This is a genomic window from Parafrankia irregularis, assembly GCF_001536285.1.
GTDB classification, from domain to species: Bacteria; Actinomycetota; Actinomycetes; order Frankiales; family Frankiaceae; genus Parafrankia; species Parafrankia irregularis.
The window spans coordinates 48980-74063 of sequence record NZ_FAOZ01000034.1 but is presented as its reverse complement, the minus strand read 5'-3'; the positions used below and the strand labels follow the sequence as shown (position 1 = coordinate 74063).

Below are 25084 nucleotides of genomic sequence, written 5' to 3'. Positions count from 1 at the left end.
ACCGTCCAGCCAGGTGCTCCGGGGCCGTCCAGCCAGGTGCTCCGGGGCCGTCCGGCCCAGGGCGGGTGTCCCGGCCCGGCCACGCCGACCGCACTGCCCGCATCGACCGCCCGGCCCACACCCGCCGCGGACCGATGACCGCGGTCGTCGAAACCTTCGCACCGCCCCCGAGTTCACCGCGCCCACGTGGCCTGCGCCACGCGGACGGTCGGGTCACCAGAAAGAAACATGCAACGGCACGCTGAAATACTTGGTTAACATCAGCCCGACCAGGTCACCTGCAGCAAGCGAAATGGCACGAGATGTTTCGGCGATGACATCGGGAGAGGTGCGTTCCACATCACGCCCCGCACCCGAGCCGCTCCCGAGGCGGACGGAAGCGATATCGTCGTTTCCATCGCGGCGCGGTGAGGCGCGGCGTCCTCCATTCGCTCGGCGGGTGGCCCGAATGCTTCCGGGCGGCCTTCCGAGCCGGTGCGGGGCGGCGTGCCACATGGTGGCTCGCGTGCCAGCGGACGACGGGGTCCGCGGAGCCGGGATCGAGGCCACCGCGCCGCGATGCCGGTGGGCGGCCCACACCTCGCAAAGGCATCCGCGCTGACGCGGGCACCGTGCGGGCTGATCGGGTTGTCGTACGAGAAGCGGGCGACGCGGCCCAGGTGGCAATGACGTAGCTCTGGCGGCAATGCTGCTGCCTGATCAGGCCCGGCATCGAAGGTGCTGCCGTCCACACGTTCTTCTGTATTCGGACTAAGCACGCTTTGGAGCAGGCATCGACCGGCGGGCCCACCACCGGTGTCTGATGTCGTCCCTTCCGGCCCGCGGCCAGCACCCGCGGCGCCGGACCCGGCCGGCGACGTCAGCTGATGGCAGCGGCAAAGCATCAGACGTGAGGTCAGCGGATATGCGTACTCGCAACAGCCGGCATCCGATGCCCGCCGGATACCCGGCCGGGCCCGGACGACCTGTTTGCGAATGTCAGGCAGGTCATTCCGCCCGACGGCGCCGTCCGGCATCCGACCTGCTGGCCTCCCCGGAGCAGGCCGCCCGGGCGTGGTCCCGATGAAAGCCGAGTCCCCCGGAACGGCGGGGCACGAGACCGCCGCCAGCCTGCACGACACCTGCCTGGCGGCGCTGCGCGCGGCGGTGGCCAACTACGAGACCGTCGACCTCGCTGTCACGGCCTCCACGCTCGAGCCGCTGGAGGAGACCACCCGGACGATTCCGCAGCAGTACCGCCTGCGTGGACGTCCGGCCATCGACTGGATGTGGCTGCACGCCGCGGTGACGACCGCCGCGGCGGCCGCCGCCTACGACCGCGGGCAGCACGCGCGGGCGGCGAGCCGCGCCGACCGGGCCGCGTCGCTGGCCCGGGCGGCCGGTGACGGCCCTCTGGCCGCTCGGGCGCTGGCACTGCGCGCGCGGGTGGTACGCCCGCACAGCCCGGCGGTGGCGCTTCAGATCGCCGGCTCCGCGGCCCGGATCGCCGGCCGCAGCCCGACCCGGGCACTCATCGCCGGCAAGGTGGCGACCAGCGCCTGTGCCGCCGCCGGGGATGCCGCCGGTGTCCGCGACGCGGTCGCCCGCGCCTGGGCGACCATGGCGGAGCTCGGCGAGGAGGCCCACGGCCGGCCCGGTTTCAGCCTCGACACCTACTCGCCGGCCGATCTCGCCCTCGCCTGCGCGGAGGCGCTCACCACGGTCGGCGCCGCCGACGAGGCGGCGCCGTACCTCGACCGCGCGGCGTCACTCATCGCGCGCAGCGGCCAGACCGGCATGATCGTCTCGGTCCGGATGGCGCAGTCGCGGGCGGCTGTCGCCCGTTCCTGCCCCGACCGCGACGAGGCGATCGAACACGCCTCCGAGGCGGTGACGCTGGCCGCCCGCCGCCCCGCCGAATGGGTGGCCCGGCTCGTGCGGGACGTCTCCGATCTCGCGGAGATACGTACCGGGCACGGTTTCGACGAGCTGGTCGCGATCACCTCGGCCTGGATCACCGAGCCTGAGCCCGCGCCGCTGCCCGGCGCCGGCGGCGGCGCCGACTTCGGCGCGATGGTCGCCGCCTCTGGGCGCGGCGGGATCGTTCCCGCCCCGCGCGCGGAGGCACCGGCCGGTTCCGGCACCACCGACGAGATCTGAGCCAGCCGGCGGAGATCTCCGATGCTCAGGCGGCCCTACGGGGGCCGTCAGGCGGCCCTACGGGGGGCCGGCCACCTGAGCGGGGTCAGGGCCCGACAGGTGCCCTGACCCTCGCCTGGGCCTGCGCTCCCGCACGCACGGTGATCGGCCCGACCCCGAGCACACCGACCACGGGCAGCCGGACCTCCCGGGCCCCCTCGACACGCACGGTCGCCGCGTCGACGAGCTCCGCGCTCAGGGCGGTCCGGCCGGAGGGGTCCGCCCGGGTCTCGTAGTCGGCGACGGTGTCCTCGATGTCACGCAGCGGCAGCGCCTCGAAGTCCTCCGTCGCGCTGTAGATCGCGTTCTCGTCGATGCGCTGGACGGCGGCGAGCGCGGCGCCGTCCGCCGCGGACGCGACCGACCGGCGGGCCAGGTAGACCACCGAGACGTCGGTGACGACCACGGCGAGCATCGCCGCCAGCATGAGATAACCAAGCGTGAGGATCAGGATGGTCCCGCCGTCGGATGCATCACGGCCCCTGCCCCGGCCCGGGCCGCCGGGCCGAGGCAGGGCTCGGAGCCGAGCTCCTCTACGCCGCACCGAGTGCCGCTCAGCCAAGTGGGGTGACCCGCACCGGAATGCCGTTGAGCACGGCGGTGCCCGACAGCGGATCCAACCGGGAGCCGTCGGTGAGGATGTTGGTGTTCACTCCGGCATGCTGCGCGGCGACCGACATCCTGGTCCCGGCCAGCCCGTGGCCCCACCCGTGGGGCAGGCACACGACTCCGGCCATCATCTCGTCGCTGACCTGCACCGCGACGTCCAGTGAGCCGACGGCGGAGGTGACTCTTGCGGAGCCACCGTCGCGCACCCCGTGGCGGGCCGCGTCGAGGGGGTGAACCAGCAGCGTGCAGCGGTTGCGCCCCTTCGCCATCGCCGGGACGTTGTGCATCCAGCTGTTGTTCGTCCGCAGGTGACGACGTCCGATCAGGGTCAGCTCGGGTGCGTCCGAAGCAGGCCTGGGGCCTGAGTCCGGAGGCGATGCCGCCTGGGGCGGTGCGTCCAGGGTGGCGCGCAGCCGGGCCAGCTCGGCCACGATCGGCTCCGGGCACAGCTCGACCGTCCCGCTGACCGTCCGCAGCGGGGCGGGCAGCCGCGGGGTGAGCGGGCCGAGATCGACCCCGTGCGGGTTCGCGAGCAGGGTGGTGAGACGAAGCCCGTCCGGCCGGGCGCCGAATCCGTCGCCGAAGTGCCCCGTGCGCAGTGCGACGTCCAGCAGCAGCTCCGGAACGCTGTCACCGTCCAGCTGGGCACGTAGCTCGGTGACGTCACGCCCCAGCACCGGCGAGCCCGGTTCGCCGACGGCACGCCGCAACGCGTCGCTGATCAGGGTCTCGTGGAAGGCCGCCACCGCGTCGGCACTCGGCACCCCCGCCGGCAGCTCCCCGTCGCCCCCGTTGCCAGGGTCGCCGCCGTCGCCTCCGTCGCCGGTGCCGCCGGTGCCGTCACCGGCGGCCAGCACGATGAGCGCGAGCCTGGCCAGGATGTCGTGCTCGGCCATCCCGCCCGGATCGGGTGGGAGCACCGGTGGCGAGTAGGCCGCCACCGTCCGGACGGCCAGCGCGCCGAGGCTGAAGTCGTAGTGGCCCACACGCGCCGAGTCGGTCGGCGGGAGCACCACATCCGCATGCCGGGACGTCTCGTTCAGGTAGGGGTCGACACTCACCATGAAGTCGAGCTGGGCCAGGGCCGCGGCGAGCCGGCCGGAGTCCGGCGTGGACAGGGCCGGGTTGCCGGCGACGGTGAACAGGGCCCGCAGCCGTCCCTCGCCCGGAGTGTCGATCTCCTCCGCCAGCGCGGCGACCGGCAGCTCCCCCATGACCTCGGGCAGCTGGCGCACCCTGGTGCGCCAGCGCCCGATGCTCCACCCACGGCCGCCGCCGGGCCGCCCGGGCTGCCCCGCTGGCCCTGCCGGCACGCGGTCGGCCCGACCGTGCGCGCCGCGGCCGAACATCATGCCGCCGGGTGCGTCCAGGTTGCCGGTGAGCACGTTCAGCACCAGGGTCAGCCAGCTGGTCGTCGCCCCGAACTCGACGGTCGTGGTGCCCATCCGGCCGTAGACGGCCCCCTGCGGTGCCGCCGCCAGCTCGCGGGCAATCCGCCGGGTCGTGTCAGCCGGGATGCCGCAGCTCGCCTCGACCGCCTCCGGCGTGAACGGCGCGGCGAGCTCGACGACCCGCTCGACCCCCGTGACGTGGCCGGCCAGCGCGCGCAGCCGGATCAGGCCTTCGGCGGCGAGCACGTTGACGATCGCCAACAGCCAGCGGGCGTCGGAGCCGGGCCGGATCGGCAGGTGCTCGTCGGCGAGCGTCGCCGTACGGGTCCGCCGCGGGTCGACCACGACGACCTTCCCGCCCCGCGACCGGATCGCCGCCAGCCGGCCCGCGAAGTCGGGAGCCGTGCACAGGCTGCCGTTGGACACCGCCGGATTCGCCCCGAGAACCAGCAGGTAGCCGGTGCGGTCCAGATCGGGCACCGGGATCAGGCCGGGATGGCCGAACACCAGGCCACACGCCACATGCATCGGCATCTGGTCGACCGTCGAGGCACTGAACAGCGAGCGGGTACGCAGCGCACGGGCGAAGGCGGGCAGGTGCTGGGAGCCGGCCATCGTGTGGGCGTTCGGATTTCCCGAATAGAGCGCCACCGCGTCCGAGCCGTGGGCGCCGACAACCCGGCTCAGCCCGGCGTGGACGGCGGCGAAGGCCTCGGCCCAGCTCACCTCGCGGTGAGCACCGGTCGACCGGTCCCGAACCAGCGGGCGACGCAGTCGGTCGGGGTCGTTCAGCAGCGCGGGAAACGATGCGCCTTTGGGGCAGAGGTAGCCGCGACTCAGGGGATGGTTCGCGTCACCACGGGCGGTCCTGACCCGACCGCCGGCAATCTGTAGTTCCAATCCGCAGGTCGCCTCGCACAACGGGCAGATCCGCAGCGCGGTGACCGATCCGGTCGTCGGGTTCACTTCCGGTTTGGTGGCCATGATCCGCAGGATCGCATATTCCCGGCACTTCCGCGCGCACCGGTCCCGCCACCTGCCCGACCGCCAGTCGGTGAGCGCCACCAGTCGACGGCTCGCGCGCATGTGATCCATCGCACGGCGATCCACCGGAGAGCGCCCTGGGGACCACCAGGCCGTGCGCGCCATCGCCCACCCGCTGAACTCCCGATTGCGATGGCCGGGCCAAAACAGCAGATGAGTGGCAGTGTGGCACCCAAGACCGCATCTGCGGTAACAGCAGAGCGGGAGGTCCGAGCCTGCGGGGTGCGCGAGAAATCCCTCGACCCGGCACCGGATCACACAATCCACCGGACCGGCCGAAAACAGAAGCCGCTGACCGCAGCCCTTGCTCCGGATACCCACAAAGGTGATGGATCTCTCTTCATACCTACGCGGACCCGGCGAATCAGGAAGCCTTACGCTGCACAGACGTCCGGTTTACACCTGGCTGAGCAGCGCTACGGTGGTACAGACCGGAAACAGTGTTGCGGGCCCCTCTCCCGGCAGCGGGGTCCAAGCCGCGGAGTATTCCCGCCGTAACCGTGAAATCGCGCGCGCGAAGCTGGGGGCACCTGAGCGCGACCATGAGGAACGAGGTTGCCATGGCGCCGACTGGTCAGGCCGAGGTCGACGAACGGGTTGCCTATCGCGGGCCACAGCCACCCGGCATGGTTTCGGATGTCGTCATCGCCGACGCCCTCGATCTGGACTGCGATGAGGAGCTCTGGGTTCCGCAGGCGCCCGGTGTGGACTTCCGTCCACTGTTCCTGTGCGTCACTCAGGGGTACTACGTCAATCTGCTGCGGGTTCGGCGCAGCGGGGTTCTGTCGCGGCATCGGCATGCCGGGCCCGTCCATGCGTTCACCCTGCGTGGGCGCTGGCACTACCTCGAGCACGACTGGGTCGCGACGGCGGGCGGCTACGCTTTCGAGCCACCCGGAGAGACGCACACCCTGGTTGTCCCCGAGGACGTCGACGAGATGGTGACCCTCTTTCACGTCTCGGGGTCGTACGTGTACGTCGATCCCGACGGCAGCGCGGTCGGATATGAGGACGTCTTCACCAAGCTGGAAACGGCCCGCCGGCACTACGACGCCATCGGGCTGGGTGACGAGGCCCTCGCCGACGTCGTGCGCTGAACATCACGGTGCCGTGCCGGCGAAATGACCGGAGACGTCCCACACCCTTATCTCACCTCCCTTGCATCCGCTGAAGACGGTGCGGCCGTCCGGCGCGAACGCGACAGCCAGCAGTTGGTCCTTGTGGTCGGTGCCGGACTTCGCCACCAGCCGCGGGGCCGCCGGATTCTCCACACCCCACAGGCGGATGGTCCGGTCCCAGCTACCGCTCACCAGCCGGTTTCTGTCGCTGGAGAACGCCAGCGCCCACACTCTGCTCTTGTGCCCGGTCAGCGGCTTGCCGAGCGTCTTCGGATCGGTCGCGTTGGTCAGATCCCACAGGCGGATGTCGAGGTCCTTGCCCCCGGAGGCGAGCACGAGCCCGTCCGGGGAGAAGGCGAATCCGTGCACCTCGCCGCTGTGCCCGCGTAGGGGCCGTGGGATCCGCGACGGGGCGTCGAGGGCCGGCAGGTCCCAGAGCTGGATCGCCTCGCCGTCGTAGGCCACGACGAGCGTGGCGTACGGGGCGAGCGTCGGCCGCACCCAGGTGATCTTGCCCTGCCGGCTGTCGGCCACGCTCGGCACCGTGCCAACCGTGTTCTGCACAGCGTCGAAGAGGCCGAGTTGGCCCGGGTTCGTCGGGTCGGCCACATTCCAGATCCGCACCTCGCCGAACTGGCCCCCGCAGACCAGGATGCGCGGGTCATCGCCGAAACTCACCGACGTCACCCGGTCCCTGCCGGCCGGCAGGCGGATGGCGATCTCGGCCGGGTTCTCGGGGTCGCGGACGTTCCACATCCGAACCTTCCGGTCCCAGTGCCCGCTCACGAGCTGATATCCGTTGGTGGACAACGCCAGCGACAGCACTCCCTCGCCGAGGTCCGGCGACGCCCACATCCCGCGCGGGTGCGCCGGATCCGAGACATCCCACAGCCGGACCGTGCCATCGCTGCTGCCGCTGGCCAGGGTCCGACCATCCGGGAAGGCCACCAGGGAGGTGATCCAGCCGGTATGACCAGGCAGTGGTTCGCCGAGCGGACGTAGAACAGGTTCGTCCGGGGTGCTGTCGCGGGCCCGGTTCACGGCGACCGCCGCGCCGACGCCGGCGGCCGCGACAGCCGCGGCGGCGGGAACGCCGATCAGGAGGCTCCGCCGGTTCAGGCCTCGACCGCTCTTGCCGGGAACAGCAGGGGCGCGGTGCTTACGTCGTGCCGCACCGGGGCGAGGAGTCTGCGACCCGCCCGGAACGGGGGTTTCGCGAGCCGACAGGTCGCGAGCCGACAGGTCAGGGGCAGGCAGGTCAGGGGCAGGCAGGTCAGGGGCAGCGGCGCCTGAAGCGGACCCATCCGGGTCCGGCGTGCCCACTACCGGCGTGCCCGCCGCCGACTCACCGGATGCCGCCCCGGCCGCCGGTGGGCGTGGAAGCGGCGAAGGCGACTCCCGCTCGGCAACCGAGCGGACCGCCTCGTCCAGGTAGAGCACCAGGCCCGTGCGGGCGATCCACCCGCTGCCGTAGGAACCAGCGGCGGCCTCGGCCAGCTCCATCGCCAGTTCCCGGGCCGAGGCCGGACGCTGCGCCGGGTCCTCTGCGAGCGCCCGCAGCACCACCGCCGCGACCGGCGCCGGCACGTCATCCGGCAGCAGGCGCCGGGCGGCCAGATGATCCTGCCACACCACCGGTGGCACGACGGCCGACCCGTTCACCGCCGCCGTGCCACCCGACAACAGCAGATGCAGGACCACTCCGAGTGAATAAAGGTCGGTGGCCGCACTCAACCGGCCGGCCGCCATCTGCTCGGGAGCCATGAAAAGCGGAGTGCCGACCACCGCGCTGGCCATCGCCTCCGGGCCGGTCACCAGTTTCGCGATCCCGAAGTCGGCGACCTTCAACAGCCGCGCCGCGTCGAAAAGCATGTTCTCCGGCTTGATGTCACGGTGCAGAACACCGTGACCATGCGCGCAGGTGAGCGCACTGGCCACCGCGAGGCCGACGGCACATGCCCGCGGCCCGCCCAGGACATTCAGATGACTGCTGAGCGGCCCCCCGGAAAGCCTCTCCATGACAATCAGGCGAAGGTCATCGAACTCAAGATAGTCGTACACCCTGACAATGTGCGGATGATCCAGGTTCGCCAGAATGACCGCTTCACTGGCGATGCCCGCCGCAGCCCGGTCCTCCCCGAGCCCAGGCGCGAGCTCATCCCCGACCCGACCAGCTCCGGCGAGCACCTTGATGGCGACGTCGCGGGCCATACGACGGTGCGAAGCGGCCAGCACCAGCCCGAAGCCGCCCGCACCCAGCTGCTCACCCAGCTCGTAGCCGGGCAGCGCCGCTTCCACCCGCGCCCGGTCAACCAACACGGCGGAAACCCGTCATTCGACGGGATTTACGGACCACCGCGGTGAGCCTACCCATTTCATGTGGCACGGCGCGGATCCTACGGCCGAGCGCCGAAGCCCCGGAGAGGGGATACCCGTCCGGTTCCGACCGGGCAGTTCCCGACCGAAAGCGGCGGCGGCACCGCCGCGCGGTAAACCGGTCGATTCGATCTACGGCATCCATTCGAGCTTCAGCACTGGAACACCGCGTAGCCAGGGATGCCATTCACCGAATTCGCCGTGACGAACCGCGTTTCCGGCGGCACGCCCCGTCCGCGGCGAGGTGGACCCTGGCTGGGTACGCCCGCGGCGGTGACAGCATGGCCGGCAGGAGGCTCCCCGCAGCGGTCGCCACGGTGTCCTCCCCCTCCGGCCACAATGCCCTCACCCGGGCAGGAGTGCCTCCAGCGCGATGTTGTCCGGGTCGCGGAAGGCGAGCAGCCGCCCGAACGGCAGCTCCTGGGTCGGGGTGAACACGGCGCCGATGCCGGCGAGCCTTGACACCAGCCGGTCCAGGTCCGCCGGTTCCGACACCGAGAACGACAGATGGTCCAGGCCGGGCCGGGTCTCGTCGAAGGCGGTCGCGCCCGGTTGATCGTGTTGACGCAGGACGATGCTCAGCCCGCCGGGAAGCACTCCGTGGGCGAACGTCGTCGTTTCGCCGCGGTCGCGGACCAGTTCCTTCCAGTCGAGAACGTCCCGATACCAGGCGGTGCTTCGGTCGAGGTCCGTCACGGTGAGGCTCAGGTGCGAGACACCATCAAATGCCATGGCTTCCTCCTGGAAGTGCAGGGAGACAGTCGTGAGACAGCCGGGAGAACGATGGAACGACAGTGCAGACAGGGAGATTTTCCGCGTTGTCAGTGGCCCGCGCCGAGCAGGTCGATCGCCTGGAGGAAGCGATCGGCGTGGCCGGCCTCCTCGCGTCCGCTGGCCCGCAGGAGGCGGGCGACCTCGGGGTCGGGCTCCGCGTCCGCCCACCGCTGGTAGTCCGCGTCTCCCGCGCGTTCCCCGGCGACGACGGCGGCCAGCAGTGCCGCGTCCACCATGGCGGGGGCCTCGACCGGGTAGCCCTCATCCAGGTCCGGCGTCGGCTGGAAGGGATGGCCGGTTTTGAGGGTGAGAGCGCGACACACCCGATTGGCGTGCCCCAGTTCCTCCCTCGCGTTTCGGCGGACCAGTTCCGCGGCCTCGCCGTCGTCGATCCGGTCGGCCAGTCGCTCGTAAAGCCGGGCCGCGGTCCGTTCCAGCTTGTAGAGGGTCCTCAGCTCGGGCACGCCCAGGTGGTCCATCGCGGCCAACGCCATCGCCGCGGACCGGAAGTCTCGCTCGTCCAATGGTCTCGTCGTCTCCTCGGCGGCAGAGATCCGCGAACGCGGACCGCGGGGTCGCGGGCCGGTCGCCAGGCCGGCCCCTCGGCCCGCCGGCGTGCACGACAGTAGGGGGATCTCGACACCGGGGTACGACCCGAACGGCCCGATTGCCCACCCCGACGGCCAGATCGCTTTCGGGCAGGCGGCGCCCCGAACTACGATCCGGTCGTGCCCGACGCGCCACTGATACCGATGCGCCGGAGCGTGACGGTCACCGCCGGTACCGTGGAACATCGCGCGACCGAACCGATTTCCTACTGGCATCGGCATGACCTGCACGAGATCGAGTACGCCGTCGACGGCCTGGCCGAGATTTACACCCCGCAGACGCATTACCTTCTGCCGCCCCTGCACGCGGCGTGGATTCCGGCCGGCGTCGAACATGCGCCGTTACTGCGGGACGTGACCACGATCGCGGTCTTCTTCGACCCCGCGGAGTTCGCCTTCCCACAGACACGAACGGCCATCATCGCCGTACCGCCGGTGCTGCGGGAGATGATGCGGTACGCGGTGCGGTGGCCCATTCACGGTGAGAGCAGGGCGAGCGGGGCGTGCGGGGAAAGCGGGGCGACGGATGACGCCGCCGAGGCCGGCATCTTCTTCCACGCGCTGGCCGGGGTCGTCCGCCAGCAGCTCGCCCACACGGCACCGCTGTCCCTGCCGATCTGCGACGACGTGATCGTCCAGGACGTGATCGCCTACACGGCGGGCCACCTCGCCGACGCCGACGCGGTCTCGGTGTGCCGGGCCGTCGGCATCTCCGAGCGCGCGCTGCGGCGCCGATTCGCGGCGGTGCTCGGCCAGACGTGGCGGGACCATCTGCGGCAGGCGCGGCTGTTCCGGGCCATGGCCATGCTCAGTACATCGACGATGTCGGTCGGCGAGATCGCCGTCGAGGTGGGGTTCGGCAGCGGCAGCGCGCTCGCCCGCGCCTTCCGCACCTGGACCGGGGAGAGCCCGTCGGAATACCGCGAACGCTGGCTCACACCGGGACCCACGACGCCCGAGGCCGCGCATCTGGGATGACGGGCGGCGTGGCCGGGCCAGCCTTGGGCATGGGTATCGTCGCCGCCTCGGCCTCGACCGGCCGAACCAGCCCGTCGGCCCCGGCCCTCGGCTCAGGAGGTTCCGACGAGAAACGAGTACGTGCTGGCGCTGACCAGCCAACGGCCGGCGATGCGGACGGCGCTCGCCTCCCGCCTGATCTCGTACCCCCACTTCGCACCGAGCGTGGGGTCGGAGTGGGTGATGAGGAGGCTCACCGCGGCCTGGTCGCTGGCGGTCAGTCTGATGTTCTCAGGCGATACCTTGAGGCTTGCGGCGACACCCGGATAGCGCTGCCTCCACTGAACGGCCATGTCGTGGTAGCTCTCGCCGTTCTGGACATAGGCCAACCCGGCGCCGATCTCGCCGGAAGCATCGAAGGCCTTGGTGAACGCGGTCGTGATCTCGTCGATCGTGGCCTGGTCCGGCTGGGCGTAGGAGGGCTGCGGAGCGGAGAACACCGGTGGGCCGGAGAACACCGGTGGGGTGGACACCGCGCTGGTCGCCGCCGCATCCGGATGTACGACCTCCCCGGTGGCCGGCCCCGGGCTCGTGCTGCCGTCCGCTGATGCGATGGAGTACGCACCCCGGTCAGGAATGAGGTCCCGGACGACGGTCACGCTGCCGAGGATCACGCCGCTCGTCGCCAGCACCACGGCGCCAAGCGCGAGCGCCATTCGCCGCCCAGGGCGGCCCGGTCGCACGGGAGTGCACACTCTGGCGGCCAGTCCAGGCGGTGCCGTGACGGACTGAGTGGCCCGGTCGAAGAGCTCACGCAACGTCTGCTCGAAGACCGGATCAGGTACGGGAGGCTGGCTGGAGCCGGCCCCGGAACCCGATCTGGAACGCCGCCCTGAACGACGCGCGGCATGCCGCCCGGAGCGCACCTGCGAACGCGGCCCGGAGCCGGGACGATCGTCATCTGCCGGCTCGGCTGGCATCAGTGCCCCCTCTCGCTTCGGACGCGGATATCTCCCAGATGCTGGCTCGTCCGCAGCCGGGCCAGCGCCCGTGACGCGTGGGATTTGACCGCGCCCACGCTGCAGCCGAGGATCTCGGCGACCGCCGCTTCCGACAGGTCGTCGTAATAACGCAGGACGACCACGGCACGTTGCCGTTTCGGCAGTTCGTGCAGCGCACGCAGCACCTGGTCCCGTAATCCGAGCTCCGGCGCGCTGGACGCGTCGGCCTTTTCGGCGGCGGCGTCCAGCGGCACCTCCCGGAAGAACTGCCGTGACCGCCAACGGCGCGAGGCCGCGTTCACCATCACCCGGCGGACGTAGGCCTCCGGTGTGACGATCCGGTCCCGGTCCCATCGCTGATAGGTGCGTTCCAGGGCGCCCTGCAGCAGGTCCTCGGCCGCATGGCGGTTGCCGGTGAGCAAAAAGGCGGTCCTCATCAAACGGTCTGCCGAGGCGGTGATGAAATCCTCGAACGACTCGTAGGACGCCCCGTCCATCGAGTGCCCCCATCGATGGGCCCGGCGGCCCGGTTCCGCCGCGTGGACGGCGACGGGGCGACGGTCCGCCGTGATGCGGACCGTCGCCCCCGCGGGCACGCTGAGCCGACTGTGAGTCGCCGGCGGCGCGGGGTTCGCGCGCGTCGCCGACGAGCGGTCAGGCAGTCACCGGCTCCGGCGGCGCGGCGCATCATGGCCGCATGACCTCCGGAAACCGCTGGTCAGCGGGCTACGCCACAGCACCTCCGAGCCCGGACGCAAGTCCGAGCACGTTGCGGTAGGTCTGCTCCGAGACCTTCCAGGAGCCGTGGTCGAACACTGCCTGGCCGCTGCTACCGATCGAACCGGAAAAGCCCCCGTAGCTGTAGGCGATGGTGAAGGTGACCGAGGCACGGTCATGCGCCCAGACGTAGACCTGGTTCACGGTGATCTGCGCGGTCAGGCCCGGGTAGGTGGCCCGGAACTGCTCCAGGAGGCTGACCAGGCGCTGGCCGTTCTCGACGGCGGCCAGCGGAACCCGCGGCGGGGCCTCGGAGCTGTTGAGGGCAGCCGGGAAGGCAGCCCTGATCCGCGGTTCCGACGCCTTCTGCCAGGCCGTCTGCGCCGGAGCCGGGCCGACGGTGAGCGAACCCGCGATGCGGAGCAGGTCGGCCTCGGGCAGCGGGCCCACCGTGGGGGTCTTGATCCCACCGACGGAGCCGCCGACGGTCAGCACCACGGACGGGTCACCTTCGACCCAGGTCAGCTCGTTGATTCCGCCGCTGCTGGCCCGCAGGGTGACGGCTTCGGTGCCGCGCAGCGCGATCCGTCCCAGATACTGCGCGGGGTAGTACTGGGCGTAGGCGCTGGCCACTTCATCGAGCGTGGCGTCCGGTGTCTCCCGCTGGATGGTCAGCGAAACGCGGGTGTCAGCGCCCTCGAAACGGGCGACGATGACATTCCTGCCGATCCGTGTGGTCGGCTGCACATCGACGAGGCTGACGCCCCTGGGCAGCCAGCCGACCTTCACCCCGTCCACGGTCGGAGCCGACGTCCGGCCGCCACCACCGCCAGGGCCGCCACCGCCGGGGCCGGCAGCCGACGCCGGGCCCGCGGCTGTGGCGGTCACCAGCCCGACCAGGGCCACCGCCGTCAGCCTGCCGAGGGCGCGGGTCAGCCGCCGCCCCGAGGGATGCCACCGCGATCGGATGAGGGACGGGCTGTCAGGACGTTCCGCCATCGACGCCTCCTGCTGCTCTGGTGGGCGCTGGTGGCGGTGACATCACCCACCGGGTACCCCAGCTGCCCTTCGGCTGTTTCCACCTCCTAAGAGCGACTTCGGTGCGGCCAGGTTTACGTGCCAGCCCAAAACTTTCCCCAACGTTCGGCGCCGCTACGCAACATCGCGGCAACAGCGAGTGCGTGTGTGCCACACCCGGCCCGGAAAGCCTCAGCCGGCCTCGGTAGCCGCCGAGAGGGCGGCTACCGAGGGAGCGGCTGCGGAGAGAGCGGCTGCGGAGAGAGCGGCTGCGGAGAGAGCCGCTGCCGTCGCGGTGTCGACCGGCAGGAACGCCTCCAGCTTCAGCTCCGCGAGGGTCACATCGACGGCGGTGGCGAAGGACGTCACGGTCGTCATCAGGCGCAGCTCACCGCGTGATGACCCCAGGTGGAGCGGAACCGCGAAACCGAGAGACCCGTCCGACGGCGCCAGCTCGGGAACGTAGCCGGCGAGTTCGGCGCGCAGCCGCGTCAGATGGCCCAGGCGCGCCAGGATGTGCCGCGCCCATTCGGCGAGGTTGCGTATCCGCGGCGCGATGCCGTCGGGATGCAGCGCGAGCCGGTAGACGTTCTTTCCCGGGCCGACCAGCTCGGGCGCCGCACCCTCGGTGATCAGGTCGAACGTGTCGTTCGCCGCGATCAGGTCACCGTTGCGGTCGACGACCAGTGCCGGGTATGGCAGGTGCCCACGAACGATGTGCTCGATCGCCGCGCGCACCGGGGCCAGCGCCGGGTCGTCGAGCGAGCTCTCCGGGTAGACGGGCGCGTATCCGGCGGCCAGCAGCTCGTTACGCTCCCGCAACGGCAGTTCGAGTGATTCGGCCAGGCGCAGAACCATGTTCCGGCCGGGGACGGATCTGCCCGACTCGATGAAGCTGAGATGGCGCTGGGTGGTTCCCGCCCGCAGCGCCAGATCCAGCTGGCTGAGACGCCGGTGGGTACGGCGGTCGCGGAGCGCGCGGGGAAAGTCCACGGATCTGTTGTACCGGCGACGGCTCCCGGGCATTCCCCGACGGCCTTCCCCGCCTGGGTATCGCCGCTGGGCATTCCCTGCCGGGAATTGTTGCCGCACCACGCGGCCGCGAGCATCGTCGCCATGAACATCGGCGTACTGCTTCCGACCGGCGCCTCCCAGTGGGGCCCAGGCGATGATCCCCGCGAGCTGGTCGCCTTCGGGCGCCGGGCCGAAGGCCTCGGTTTCACCTCGCTCTTCGTCAACGACACGCTGATCAGCCCACGCATCGAAGCGCTGACGATGTTGGCCGCGCTCGCCCCCGCGACCGAGGCCGTGGCCCTGGGAACGGGCGCGCTGCTGCCGTTCCTGCGCAGGCCGGTCCAGGCCGCGCAGTCCCTGGCGTCGATCGACCTGCTCTCCGGCGGGCGGCTCACGGTGGCGGTGGGCGCCGGCTTCCCCGGCCCGTTCGGCCGCCCGTTCTACGACCTGTCTGAGGTGCCGTGGGAACGGCGCTTCACCCGACTGGACGAGACGGTCGCGTTGTGGCGGGCGTTGTGGAACGGCGCCGGCTCCTTCCACGGCGAGCTCCTCAGGTTCACCGACCTCCCGCCCGCGACCAGGCCGTTCCGGCCGGGCGGCCCACCGATCTGGCTCGGCGGCGCGACCCCGGCCGCGCTGGGCCGCACCGGCCGGATGTACGACGGCTGGCTGCCCTACCCGCCCGACCCCGCCGACTACGCGTCCGGGCTCCGGGACGTCCGCACGGCGGCGGCCGGCGCCGGTCGGGCCGACGGCGACATCACCCCCGCACTGTTCGTCTCGGTACGGATCGACGACGACCCCGAACGCGGCCGCCGAGCAATGGAGGACTACGCCCGGGCCACCTACGGGATGCCACTGGACGATCTGGCGAGGATCCAGGCGGTGCTCACCGGCCCGGCCGACCAGGTCCTCACGGGCCTGGCCCGGTATGTCGCCGCCGGAGCGCGCCACCTCGTCACCCGGCTGGGTGCCCTGGACCTGACCTCGCAGCTCGACCAGCTTGAACGGGTCAGCGCATTGATCCCCGCCCTCCAGGCATCAACGGACCACGAACTCGCCCTGTGATCCGACGGCGCCGGTTCGCGACGCGACGACCGCGACCGTGGCGTAGGACATCGTGAGGCTGCCGCCCATCGCGTCGATCGCGGTGCCGATGCTCGCCAGGACCGCCGCCAGCCCATCCGGTGGGAGCAGCGTGAGCCCGCCGTGGGTGGGTAGCTGGTCCAGCCACTGGTCCCGGGTGTAGGTGCGCTCCCAGTCGAACCGCCACTGCTCCGGTTCACCGAACCCGCCCGAACTACGGATACCGTCAGCGATCTTGGTGAAAAGCGCCTGGTAGGCGTCCAGGGCCTGGCGCAGCGGGTCGAGGTTGACCGGCGTGTCCGGCGCGGCCTGCCGGTAGGCAGCGCCGAGTACGTCCAGTATCTCCGGCGGGTACTGGAAGACGTGGTGGAAAGGGGCGATCAGGCCACCGGGCCGCAGCACCCGGGCCGCCTTGGCCGCCCCGGCGATCGGGTCGACCCAGTGCCAGGCCGTGCCGGCGACGACCGCGTCGAAATCCCGGCCGGCCGGGTCCCAGTCCTCGAAGGTCGCCACCTCGACGTCGGTTCCGCGGCGCCGCGCGAACCGGGCCATCCGGGGGTCTGGCTCGACTCCCAGCACCCGGCATCCCGCCGCCTGGAACTGCCGGGCTTCGATCCCGGTGCCGCAGCCGACATCGAGGATGTCCAGGACGTCGACCACGTCGCGCCCGGGACTCGCGGCGACGATCCGCTCGACGAGTGCGTCAGGATAGTGCGGGCGAGTCCGGTCGTAGCGCTCGGCGTCCGCCCCGAAGGACTCCGCGACCCGCCTGGCCCGATGAGGCTCGTTCCCCGATGGTCGCGGTTGATCCTGCGAACTAGTGGGCATGCGCCCACCCTAGTGGGCGCATGCCCACTAGGGAGCGATCGGAGCCTTCACAGGAGGAGGACGCGGCGGTGCCGACAGGGGTACACATCCGCGACGTGCGCACCCAGTTGTTCGACGCCACCGAACGGGTCCTGCGCCAGCAGGGGCCGAGCGCGTTGACCAGCCGGGCGGTCACCGCCGAGGCAGGGTGCGCCAAGGGCGTCCTGCACCGGCACTTCGACGACTTCGACGACTTCCTGGCCGAGTTCGTGCTCGACCGCGCCGGCCGACTCGGCACCGAGGCCACCGCCCTGCGCGAGACCGCCGGCACCGGAACCGTCGCCGACAACCTGACCGGCGTCCTGGCGGACCTGTTCTCCTCGGTGGCCGTGGCGATCGTCCCCCTCATCACCTTCCGGGACGAGCTGCGCGCCCGGCTGCGCCGGACCTGGCCGGTGGGCGTCCCGGTCCTGACGGAGGCCGCAGCCATGATCGCTTCCTACCTCGCCGCCGAACGCGACCTGGGTCGCGTCAACGCCGACGCCGACATCGACACGCTCGCTCCCGCGCTGATCGGGGCTGGGCATCTGCTGTTCGCCGATCGCACTGGCACGCCACCACGAACCGATGCCCTCCGCGCAATGGTGGTCGCGGTCCTCGCCGGCGCACTGCGAGAAACAGAATCATGAACAACCAGCCGGCGAGCGAATGAATCGTTTGATTGCGGGTTCTGATCCGCCAGGCCGGGCGCCAGGATGCCGGGCAGGGTGCAGTGGGGAAGGGTCCAACCTGTTCCCCTCGCCCGGATGATCGGCCGAGGTTCGCCGCGCAGTACTGCTGCCGACGGGCCTCTGGATGTCGGGCGAGCCCGAAGCGAGGAGACAAGGGCGATGCCTGCCCCCGACCCGGCCCAGACGGTCCTCGACACGGTCCTCGACATGTTCAGCCTCGAGAACCGCAACGACCCGTACCCCTGCTACCACGCTGCCCGCGAGCTGGGCCCGCTCGTCGCGACCCCGTTCGACGTTCACCTGGTCACCGGGCACGACGACTGCATGACGGTCCTGAGCGACCCTCGGTGGGGCCACGGATACTCCGCGGGAATCAGCCCCATCCGACCAGGTGTCGTGGCCGAGAACATCCCGGGATCCTTCATCCGCATGGACCCACCCGACCACACACGCCTGCGTGGGCTGGTCAGCAAGGCGTTCACCCCACGGGCGATGGAGCGGCTGCGCCCGCTTGTCGAACGGACCGCCGAACGCGCGGTGGCCAGCGCGCTCGCCGCCGCCGAGTTCGACCTCGTCGCCGATCTTGCCGCGACCGTGCCCATCACCGTGATCTGCGAGCTGCTCGGCGTTCCGATCGAGGACCACCCGCGCTTCGACACCTGGGTCCGGGCACTGGCCAGGGGCCTGGACCCGGATCCGCTGCTCGTCGAGGACGAGCTGCGCGGCCGGGAGATCGCCGCGGCGGCGTTCTCCGAATACTTCCGCGAGCTGGTCGCCGAACGCCGCGCCCGGCCGGGGCCGGACCTGATCAGCCAGCTGGCCACGATCGACGACGCCGGGGATCGTCTCACCGAGACGGAACTACAGGACATCTGCGTACTGCTGCTCTTCGGCGGCTACGAGACGACGGTGCACATGACCGGCAACATGGTGCTGGCCCTGGGCCGTCACCCCGACCAGCTCAACCTGCTGCGCGAGCGGCCCGATCTGATCCCCTCGGCCGTCGACGAGCTGCTCCGGTTCGATCCGCCGGTTCATTTCACCAACCGGGTCGCGCTCCAGGATCGGCACCTGGCCGGCCGGGACTTCGGCCGCGGCGAGGCCGTCGTCATCCTGGTCGCCGGCGCCAACCGGGACCCCCGGGTGTTCCCCGACCCGGACCGACTGGACGTGACCCGCTTCGCCGGCCCCACTCCGGCTCCTCGCCACCTGGCGTTCGGGCTCGGCATCCACTTCTGCCTCGGGGCACAGCTCGCCCGGCTTGAGCTTGAGATCGTCCTGACGACGCTGCTGCGCCACGCGCATGCCTTCGCCGTGCTGGATCCGGAGCCGACCTATCGCGAGACCCTGACCATCCGCGGCCTGCAGAGCCTGCGGGTCAGGTTGGAGGGCTCACGGGCGTCGGACCTGCCCCGCACCACCCAAAGCGGGACTCGAACAGCGCCGTAACCTCCTGGTGCGGATGAACCCCTCGGAATCGACCTCAGCGCGGTGGCCGTCGTCGTGCGCCACGCCTGCGCGGGCACGACGACGGCCACCCGCACCGGCCTCCCAGCACATCGCGGTGTCTGGGTACACCGGGCTTCTCGGGTGTTCCGGCTACTTATGACGGCTCTCAGCCGCCGTGCCCCCGGTCCGGCAGCCGCAGAGTCGCGACGACGCCAGCATGGTCGGACGGCCACAGCCCTGACGGCGTGCGGTCACTCTGACTGTCCCCAACCCGGTGGACATCGGCCACGTCGAAGCCTCCACGGAAGAGGACCAGATCAATTCGCGTAATCAGGGCGGAGACCGGATTACGCAGGTCGGGCGCCTGGCAGCAGGTGAAGCCGGGATTTCCGGGGTTCTTCTTGGCCCAGGCGTCGACAAAACCGGAATCAAGCAGGAACTGGTACGTCGGGAATGTGGGGTTCTGAGGGTCGTTGGCCGTGGTGTTGAAATCACCGGCGAACACCACCGGGAGCCGGGTGTTCGCCGCGCTCGCAACAAGATCCCGCGCCTGCGCCAGCTGCGTGGTGAACGGCGGGCTCGACTCCAGGTGGGTCGTGACGAACCGGAAGGCGCGGCCACCGACGACGGCGTCGACCGACGTCCAGCCGTTGCGGAAGGTAATCGAGCCGACCGCGGACTGGAACACCTGGTTGACCGCGAACGTCTGTGCCTGCAGGTTCGACACCCTGACGCGACCGACCCGGGCAAGAATCACGTTCCGCGCGCTGATGCGTACATCGAAGCCAAGGGTGCTCGGGTACTCGGCATCGAGCTCGGGCACGATCGCCACCGGCTGGTAGGGCTGGCCCTGCGCGCGGAGCGCGGCGAGGAGAGCCTTGAGCTGGTCTGACTGCACGTTCGTCGCCGGCGCCGCCCCGGTACGTAGGATGTCCGCCTCCTGCAGAGCGACCAGATCGGGCCGGTTCCGCACGATCTCGCGGGCAACCGCGGCGGCGCGCGCCTTCGGGTCTGACGCCAGAATCTGCTGGTATGTCAGCGTCACCGCCGCGGCGAACTCCGCCGGCGTCTTCGCGTCGACAATGGCCTGGTAATCGCTGCCCACATACGTGTTCTGTGTCATGACGCGAATGTTCGCCCTGTCGGGCCCGTCCGCGAGCGCGGCCGTGTTGGGCAGCGTAGCGACGCCGACCAGCGCACCCAACAGAAGTGTACCGACGATACAACTGGACCGGACCTTCGAACCAAGCCCGGTGAATCGAGCGACTTTCATGGACCTCTCTCCCAAAAACACCGCGCCAGTCACGCCGGAATTCCCAGCGGATCTTCCCGCGGACGAGAGGAGCATCGGTTGCCGGACAGCGAAACCGGGCTCGACACGCCGGACCGAACTCACGCTCCCGCGGGACTCCCGTGGAGAAGCCGGCCTCGCCGGACTATCAAGTACGAGCCCCAGCCCGCGTTCTCCGCCGCCGAGACGCAAAGAACGATTCAGAAGTGAGTGGAGCGCACCTGTTCACCGTGACGTCGTCGATTCTCATCCGCGTTGTCGTCCGAGTCCGAGAGTGACGGCACGCCCAGCCCGGCTCCGATCCGTAGCCTGCCGCCGGCCCGCCCGGACAGGAAGCACGAAGATCGCCTCGCGCGCACCGCATCAGCACGAATCCGAGAGCACGAGCCGCCGGATGGTCCGCCCTGCCCGGTGATCGGCGGGGCACCGACGCGGTGTCCGCCTACTCCGTCCGCCTACTCCGCGCCGGCGCGCACCAGCCGAGCCGCGTTCATCCGCCGCGTCCTGCGGGCAGCCCGGATGACGAGCCGTCACCCGACCCGAGCGGGACTCTGGCCGACAAAGAAAGTGAACACCCACTTGTGACGCCGTCCGGTCCGAACTAACGTGCTGGTCAGACAACGCGCCGACCGGGAGTTTGCGAATGACCACGCAGGGGCGTCTCGGCGGCAAGGTCGCCGTCGTCACCGGGGCCGGCTCGACGCCAGGCCCCGGCATGGCAACCGGCCGAGGCTGCGCCATTCTGCTGGCCCGCGAGGGCGCGCGAGTGGTGCTGGCCGACATCGACCCCGACCGCGCCACCGAGACCAAGAAGATCATCGAGGGTGAGGGCGGGGAGGCCGTCACCTTCGCCGGGGACATGACGAAGGCGGCGGACTGCGAGGCGATGGTCGCCACGGCCGTCGACACCTTCGGCACGGTGGACGTCCTGGTGAACAACATCGGCGTCTCGACGGCCGGCACCGTCGTCGACACCAGCGAGGCCGACTGGGACCGGGTGCAGGCGCTCAGCCTGCGCACGATGTTCCTCGCGAGTAAGAGCGCGGTCCCCGTGATGGCGGCCAGAGGCTCCGGGTCGATCGTGAACATCGGCTCGATCGCCGGGGTCCGCGGTGGCGGCTATGCCAGCTATGCCGCGGCGAAGGGTGGCATGCACGCGCTCACCGTCGACATGGCGTATGCGCACGGCAGGCAGGGAATCCGGGTGAACGCGATCGCCCCCGGCCACATCACGACCCCGTTGTTGTTCTCGGTCGTCGGTGTCACTCCGGAAGCGGACTACCGCCAGCGGATGGCGGCGGCGTCAACGATGCTGGGCACGGGCGGCGACGGCTGGGACGTCGGTTGGGCCGCCGTGTTCCTCGCCAGCGACGAGGCCCGCTGGATCACCGGGGTCGTCCTGCCGGTCGACGGCGGGGTGATGGCGGTTACACCGCTGATGATGGCGGACCATCTGCGGGCTGTGCAGCCGCCGCCACCAGCCTGAGCGACTGCTCGTACTTCTGCGAATGTCGCCACCACGGAAAACCGGAGGTAGTGGAAGACGTGACCACGGGAAACGGGCAGTCTCGGCCGGAGCTTCTCGACGCCAGCGACGAGCAGATCGACGACGCGGTGACCTACGCCGATCCTTTAGCCTTACGCGGGCTGCTGTACCAGCTCACCGGGGATGAGAGCGTCGCCGCCACAAAGATCGGCCCGGTACCCGGCTATGTGGGTGGAAATCTTTCCTTCGGGCTGACCGACCCAGCCGACGTCGACATTCTGCGGCGCAGGACCGCCCGTTTCCTGAAGGACTATCGCGACTCAGGTGCGGGTCCACTCGGCCCCGGCCCGCGGGAGCGGCTCCCGCGCAGCCTCGCATTGGCCGGGGGTGTGGACGAGGTACCGGCCGAGGACATCGAGCTGTGGGTGGAAGAGCTCGGCCTCGACCCATGGGCCCGCGGGCTGTCCTGGGACGCGGACACCCCGGCGCCCGACCCGCAACGCCTCCAGAACTTCTCCGTCGTCATCGTCGGTGGCGGCATGGGCGGCCTGAACGTGGCGGCCCAGCTCAAACATGCCGGAATCACCTTCACCCTGCTGGAGAAGAACTCCGGTGTCGGTGGAACCTGGTATGAGAACCGCTATCCCGGTGCCCGCGTCGACTCCCCCAGCCGGGCCTACACCCACATCCTCGGGGTAACGGCGGAAACCCCGTCACCATGGTGCTCACGGGACGAGAACCAGCAGTACTTCAACTGGTTCGCCGACGAGTTCGGGGTGCGCGAGCACATCGTGTTCGACACCGAGGTCTCCACGATGACCTGGGACGAGGACACCTCGACCTGGGAGGTCGTGGCCAGAGGCCCGGATGGCGAGCGGGTGCTGCGCGCCGACGCGGTCATCAGCGCGGTCGGGCTGCTCTCCCGGCCGAGCATCCCCCACATCGACGGAATGGAGACATTCGAGGGCCGAGCGTTCCACACCGCGCGCTGGCCGGAGGACCTGGACCTCGCCGGCAAGCGGTTCGCCGTGATCGGCACCGGTTGTTCGGGCGTGCAGCTCGTCCCCGAGCTGGCAAAGCTCGCCGGGCACGTCACCGTCCTCCAGCGGACCCCGCAGTGGCTCTTCGAACACACCGGATACCTCTCGCCCTTCCCCGACCAGGTCGGCTGGCTGGACCGGAACCTGCCGTTGCACCCGCACTTCATGCGCTTCCGGACGACGTGGCTGCTCGGCCCGTACCAGTCCGGCCCGCTGCGCGAGATCGACCCCGACTTCGACGACGAGTTCGCGCGCAGCGAGGTCAACAAGGAGATCCGCGACGAGCGGGTCGCATTCATACGCAAGAAGCTGGCGAGCCGGCCGGACCTGGCCGAGAAGATGATCCCGCCGCACCCACCGTTCTCCGCGCGGCCCGTTCAGGTCGATGCCACCTACAACCTGTACGACGCGATCATGCGCGATGACGTCACGCTCGTCACCGACCCGATAGAGCGGATCACCCCCACCGGCGTACGCACGGTCGACGGCACCGACCACGAGGTCGACGTCATCGTCTACGCAACCGGATTCCGCGCGAACGAATGCCTCTGGCCGATGGACGTGATCGGGCGGAACGGGCTGTCGGTCCACACCCTTTGGCAGAAGGACGGCCCCCGCGCCTACATCGGAACCATGCTCCCAGGTTTCCCGAACCTGTTCCTGATCTACGGGCCGAACATGAACCCGTACGGCGGGCTCGGCGTCATCAACCACCAGGAGATGGTCACCCGCTACCTCCTCGACCTCGCCAAGGAGCTGATCCTCACCGGGAAGCGCACCGTCGAGGTCACCGAGGAGGCCTACTGGCGGTACAACGACCAGCTCGACGCCCGCGAGAAGCACAAGATCTACATGGATCCACGGGCGAACAGCTACTACCGCAACGACCATGGCCGATCGGTCACGAACTGTCCGTTCCCCGGAAACGAGATGTGGCACCGACTACGGAGGCCGAACCACGACGACCTGGTCATCGGATAGTCGGATGAGACCGAGGAACAGGACGGCGGAACAAGGTGGAGGAGCGTCCAGTGAATGACGCCAGATTCGAGGTGCGACGGTATATCGCGGCGCCGCCCGAGAAGATTTTCGAGGTGCTCCGCGACCCGCGCGGCCACGTGTCGATCGACAGTTCCGGGATGCTCCAGTGGAGCGACGGAAAGCCGGCGACAGGCGTCGGCGACGAGTTCGTCATGCACATGGACCGCGAGTCCCTCAACGACTACCCGCTCGGAAAGTACGAGGTCACCGTAGTCATCACGCGGTTCGTCGCCGACGAGCTGATCGAGTGGACCATCCGAGGGGTGATGCTTGATCCCCCACCGCGCCACCTGTATGGATACCGTCTCGAACGAGAAGACGCCGGAACCATGGTCACCTCGTACTACGACTGGAGCGAGATCGACGAGGCGTATCGCACCAGAGGCGCCTTCCCCGTCATCCCCGAGGCCGCCCTACGCGCCACTCTCGGCATCCTCGCCCGCACGGTGGAACACCCAGGGCAGTCGGCCGGCTAGAAGCAGAGCCGATCCTGCCGGGCTGCCGCGACGCCGTCAGCCCGCCCTGGTGCGCAGGCGTGCCGATGATGGCAGCGTGTCGCCTCACCCGCGGCGAGAAGGAATCATCAGGCGGGTTCGGTCGCCTCCGCGGCGATGAGACGTCCGGCGATCTCGTCCGGCTGCCAGACGCCCCGGGCGCCGGGCAGCCCGGCCAGGTAGGCGGCGATCCGCGCCGGCGGCCAGCCGTGGGACTCGCCCAACCCGGCCGCCAGCATGTCCAGATAGGCGCCGGAAGGAGCGGTGAGAGCGACATCGGCCAGCGCCCACGGGGCGGTGAACGTCAGCAACGGCACCGGGCCCCAGTACCCGACGAGCAGCACCGTCTCGTACCGGCCGGGCCCGAGAACGGCCCGGCCGGCGCCGGGCCGAGCGGTCAGAGCTGTCAGAGCTGTCAGGTCGAGGTCGCCGCCGGGTTCCCGGTGCATCTCCTGCGCCGCGACGTCAACGAACTGCTGACGGCTGAGCAGGTACGCGCGGGCCGCGGCCAGCCCGGGCGCCGCCGGGTCGTAGAACGCCATGCCACCACCCCAGACCTTCGATTCCAGGGCGAAGTGCACCGATCCCGGCAGCAGGAGCGGTGCGGCGGCACGCGGCGGACGGCGGTCTCGGCAACCGGGGTAGGTGTGGGTCGTGCCCGGCATCACCCCACCCGCCAGGTAGTAGGCCAGCCGCGACGACCGCAGGTTCGACCCGTAGCTGACGTACCAGACCAGCGGCGTGCCCGCCTGATCCATCGTCTCCTCGGCCACCGCCACCTCGGCCACCGCCACCTCGGCTTCCCTACCCACCACTCGCCGCCGGCTGACGTCCGCGCACGTCCCGGCCCCGTTC

At 70.5% G+C, this 25084-nt stretch carries 21 protein-coding genes; 9 read left to right on the top strand and 12 right to left on the bottom strand.

Features of this window, described 5'->3' with window-relative positions; genetic code table 11:
• Positions 1-1062 precede the first annotated feature (1062 nt).
• Positions 1063-2139: a hypothetical protein gene (locus AWX74_RS32515; RefSeq protein ID WP_091284590.1), complete on the top strand. Its 1077-nt coding sequence runs from the start codon at positions 1063-1065 to the stop codon at positions 2137-2139.
• A gap of 85 nt (positions 2140-2224) precedes the next feature.
• Here the strand turns inward: AWX74_RS32515 and AWX74_RS32510 are convergent, their stop codons facing one another.
• Entirely contained in the window at positions 2225-2692 is a 468-nt protein-coding gene (locus tag AWX74_RS32510; RefSeq protein ID WP_091284588.1) for a pilus assembly protein TadG-related protein, read from the bottom strand.
• A 40-nt stretch (positions 2693-2732) separates the two neighbouring features.
• On the bottom strand, positions 2733-5162 hold the full coding sequence (locus AWX74_RS32505) for a molybdopterin-dependent oxidoreductase (protein WP_091284586.1): 2430 nt from the start codon (positions 5160-5162) through the stop codon (positions 2733-2735).
• Between the two features lie 620 nt (positions 5163-5782).
• On the opposite strand from AWX74_RS32505, the gene AWX74_RS32500 reads away from it, so the two are divergent.
• A complete protein-coding gene (locus AWX74_RS32500; RefSeq protein WP_091284535.1) occupies positions 5783-6319 on the top strand; it encodes a 2,4'-dihydroxyacetophenone dioxygenase family protein in 537 nt (178 codons plus the stop codon).
• A 3-nt stretch (positions 6320-6322) separates the two neighbouring features.
• On the opposite strand, the gene AWX74_RS32495 is transcribed toward AWX74_RS32500, so the two are convergent.
• From AWX74_RS32495 to AWX74_RS32485, 3 genes are all read right to left on the bottom strand, one after another.
• On the bottom strand, positions 6323-8659 hold the full coding sequence (locus AWX74_RS32495) for a WD40 repeat domain-containing serine/threonine protein kinase (protein WP_091284533.1): 2337 nt from the start codon (positions 8657-8659) through the stop codon (positions 6323-6325).
• A gap of 402 nt (positions 8660-9061) precedes the next feature.
• Positions 9062-9448 (bottom strand): VOC family protein, encoded by a 387-nt coding sequence (locus tag AWX74_RS32490; RefSeq protein WP_091284531.1) that lies wholly within the window; start codon positions 9446-9448, stop codon positions 9062-9064.
• Between the two features lie 89 nt (positions 9449-9537).
• A complete protein-coding gene (locus tag AWX74_RS32485; RefSeq protein WP_091284529.1) occupies positions 9538-10014 on the bottom strand; it encodes a ferritin family protein in 477 nt (158 codons plus the stop codon).
• Between the two features lie 204 nt (positions 10015-10218).
• Here AWX74_RS32485 and AWX74_RS32480 point away from each other — a divergent pair, with 204 nt between their 5' ends.
• The gene (locus AWX74_RS32480; protein ID WP_091284527.1) at positions 10219-11076 is read left to right on the top strand and encodes an AraC family transcriptional regulator; all 858 of its coding nucleotides are present in this window, start codon (positions 10219-10221) and stop codon (positions 11074-11076) included.
• Positions 11077-11168: 92 nt separating this feature from the next.
• Here AWX74_RS32480 and AWX74_RS32475 read toward each other — a convergent pair whose 3' ends face one another.
• The 4 genes from AWX74_RS32475 to AWX74_RS32460 all read right to left on the bottom strand — a co-directional run bounded on the left by AWX74_RS32475 (position 11169) and on the right by AWX74_RS32460 (position 14783).
• Positions 11169-11771 (bottom strand): hypothetical protein, encoded by a 603-nt coding sequence (locus AWX74_RS32475; RefSeq protein WP_226931034.1) that lies wholly within the window; start codon positions 11769-11771, stop codon positions 11169-11171.
• A 263-nt stretch (positions 11772-12034) separates the two neighbouring features.
• Entirely contained in the window at positions 12035-12553 is a 519-nt protein-coding gene (locus tag AWX74_RS32470) for a SigE family RNA polymerase sigma factor (RefSeq protein ID WP_091284523.1), read from the bottom strand.
• 229 nt (positions 12554-12782) lie between these two features.
• A complete protein-coding gene (locus AWX74_RS32465) occupies positions 12783-13772 on the bottom strand; it encodes an MTB12 C-terminal domain-containing protein (RefSeq protein ID WP_226931035.1) in 990 nt (329 codons plus the stop codon).
• Between the two features lie 210 nt (positions 13773-13982).
• The gene (locus AWX74_RS32460; RefSeq protein WP_091284520.1) at positions 13983-14783 is read right to left on the bottom strand and encodes a helix-turn-helix domain-containing protein; all 801 of its coding nucleotides are present in this window, start codon (positions 14781-14783) and stop codon (positions 13983-13985) included.
• A 123-nt stretch (positions 14784-14906) separates the two neighbouring features.
• Here AWX74_RS32460 and AWX74_RS32455 point away from each other — a divergent pair, with 123 nt between their 5' ends.
• Complete coding sequence (locus AWX74_RS32455) at positions 14907-15872, top strand: LLM class flavin-dependent oxidoreductase (RefSeq protein ID WP_091284582.1); 966 nt, start codon at positions 14907-14909, stop codon at positions 15870-15872.
• On the opposite strand, the gene AWX74_RS32450 is transcribed toward AWX74_RS32455, so the two are convergent.
• Positions 15846-16718 (bottom strand): class I SAM-dependent methyltransferase, encoded by an 873-nt coding sequence (locus tag AWX74_RS32450; protein ID WP_091284518.1) that lies wholly within the window; start codon positions 16716-16718, stop codon positions 15846-15848. The two genes, AWX74_RS32455 and AWX74_RS32450, sit on opposite strands and share 27 nt — an antisense overlap.
• A 68-nt stretch (positions 16719-16786) precedes the next feature.
• On the opposite strand from AWX74_RS32450, the gene AWX74_RS32445 reads away from it, so the two are divergent.
• Together AWX74_RS32445 and AWX74_RS32440 are read left to right on the top strand one after the other, a co-directional pair.
• Positions 16787-17386, top strand: coding sequence for a TetR/AcrR family transcriptional regulator (locus AWX74_RS32445; RefSeq protein WP_091284515.1), 600 nt, complete (start codon positions 16787-16789; stop codon positions 17384-17386).
• Between the two features lie 201 nt (positions 17387-17587).
• Positions 17588-18877, top strand: a complete 1290-nt coding sequence (locus AWX74_RS32440; protein ID WP_091284513.1) for a cytochrome P450 — start codon at positions 17588-17590, stop codon at positions 18875-18877.
• A 166-nt stretch (positions 18878-19043) separates the two neighbouring features.
• On the opposite strand, the gene AWX74_RS32435 is transcribed toward AWX74_RS32440, so the two are convergent.
• Positions 19044-20183: an endonuclease/exonuclease/phosphatase family protein gene (locus tag AWX74_RS32435; protein WP_165615883.1), complete on the bottom strand. Its 1140-nt coding sequence runs from the start codon at positions 20181-20183 to the stop codon at positions 19044-19046.
• Positions 20184-20811: 628 nt separating this feature from the next.
• Between AWX74_RS32435 and AWX74_RS32430 the strand changes: the two genes are divergently transcribed.
• The 3 genes from AWX74_RS32430 to AWX74_RS32420 are packed head-to-tail and all read left to right on the top strand — an operon-like array spanning position 20812 to position 24211.
• Positions 20812-21654 (top strand): SDR family NAD(P)-dependent oxidoreductase, encoded by an 843-nt coding sequence (locus AWX74_RS32430; protein WP_091284509.1) that lies wholly within the window; start codon positions 20812-20814, stop codon positions 21652-21654.
• A 59-nt stretch (positions 21655-21713) separates the two neighbouring features.
• Entirely contained in the window at positions 21714-23675 is a 1962-nt protein-coding gene (locus tag AWX74_RS32425) for a flavin-containing monooxygenase (RefSeq protein WP_091284579.1), read from the top strand.
• A gap of 50 nt (positions 23676-23725) precedes the next feature.
• The gene (locus AWX74_RS32420) at positions 23726-24211 is read left to right on the top strand and encodes an SRPBCC family protein (RefSeq protein ID WP_091284507.1); all 486 of its coding nucleotides are present in this window, start codon (positions 23726-23728) and stop codon (positions 24209-24211) included.
• A gap of 107 nt (positions 24212-24318) precedes the next feature.
• Here AWX74_RS32420 and AWX74_RS32415 read toward each other — a convergent pair whose 3' ends face one another.
• Positions 24319-24987 (bottom strand): histone deacetylase, encoded by a 669-nt coding sequence (locus AWX74_RS32415; protein WP_091284577.1) that lies wholly within the window; start codon positions 24985-24987, stop codon positions 24319-24321.
• Positions 24988-25084 lie beyond the last annotated feature (97 nt).

What these genes read in the sequence shown, in the direction of transcription:
- AWX74_RS32515 (WP_091284590.1), top strand. Translation starts at nt 1,063, where the DNA reads ATGAAAGCCGAGTCCCCCGGAACGGCGGGGCACGAGACCGCCGCCAGC.
- AWX74_RS32505 (WP_091284586.1), bottom strand. Translation starts at nt 5,162, where the DNA reads ATGGCCACCAAACCGGAAGTGAACCCGACGACCGGATCGGTCACCGCG.
- AWX74_RS32500 (WP_091284535.1), top strand. Translation starts at nt 5,783, where the DNA reads ATGGCGCCGACTGGTCAGGCCGAGGTCGACGAACGGGTTGCCTATCGC.
- AWX74_RS32490 (WP_091284531.1), bottom strand. Translation starts at nt 9,448, where the DNA reads ATGGCATTTGATGGTGTCTCGCACCTGAGCCTCACCGTGACGGACCTC.
- AWX74_RS32475 (WP_226931034.1), bottom strand. Translation starts at nt 11,771, where the DNA reads ATGGCGCTCGCGCTTGGCGCCGTGGTGCTGGCGACGAGCGGCGTGATC.
- AWX74_RS32470 (WP_091284523.1), bottom strand. Translation starts at nt 12,553, where the DNA reads ATGGACGGGGCGTCCTACGAGTCGTTCGAGGATTTCATCACCGCCTCG.
- AWX74_RS32465 (WP_226931035.1), bottom strand. Translation starts at nt 13,772, where the DNA reads ATGGCGGAACGTCCTGACAGCCCGTCCCTCATCCGATCGCGGTGGCAT.
- AWX74_RS32455 (WP_091284582.1), top strand. Translation starts at nt 14,907, where the DNA reads ATGAACATCGGCGTACTGCTTCCGACCGGCGCCTCCCAGTGGGGCCCA.
- AWX74_RS32450 (WP_091284518.1), bottom strand. Translation starts at nt 16,718, where the DNA reads ATGCCCACTAGTTCGCAGGATCAACCGCGACCATCGGGGAACGAGCCT.
- AWX74_RS32440 (WP_091284513.1), top strand. Translation starts at nt 17,588, where the DNA reads ATGCCTGCCCCCGACCCGGCCCAGACGGTCCTCGACACGGTCCTCGAC.
- AWX74_RS32430 (WP_091284509.1), top strand. Translation starts at nt 20,812, where the DNA reads ATGACCACGCAGGGGCGTCTCGGCGGCAAGGTCGCCGTCGTCACCGGG.
- AWX74_RS32415 (WP_091284577.1), bottom strand. Translation starts at nt 24,987, where the DNA reads ATGGATCAGGCGGGCACGCCGCTGGTCTGGTACGTCAGCTACGGGTCG.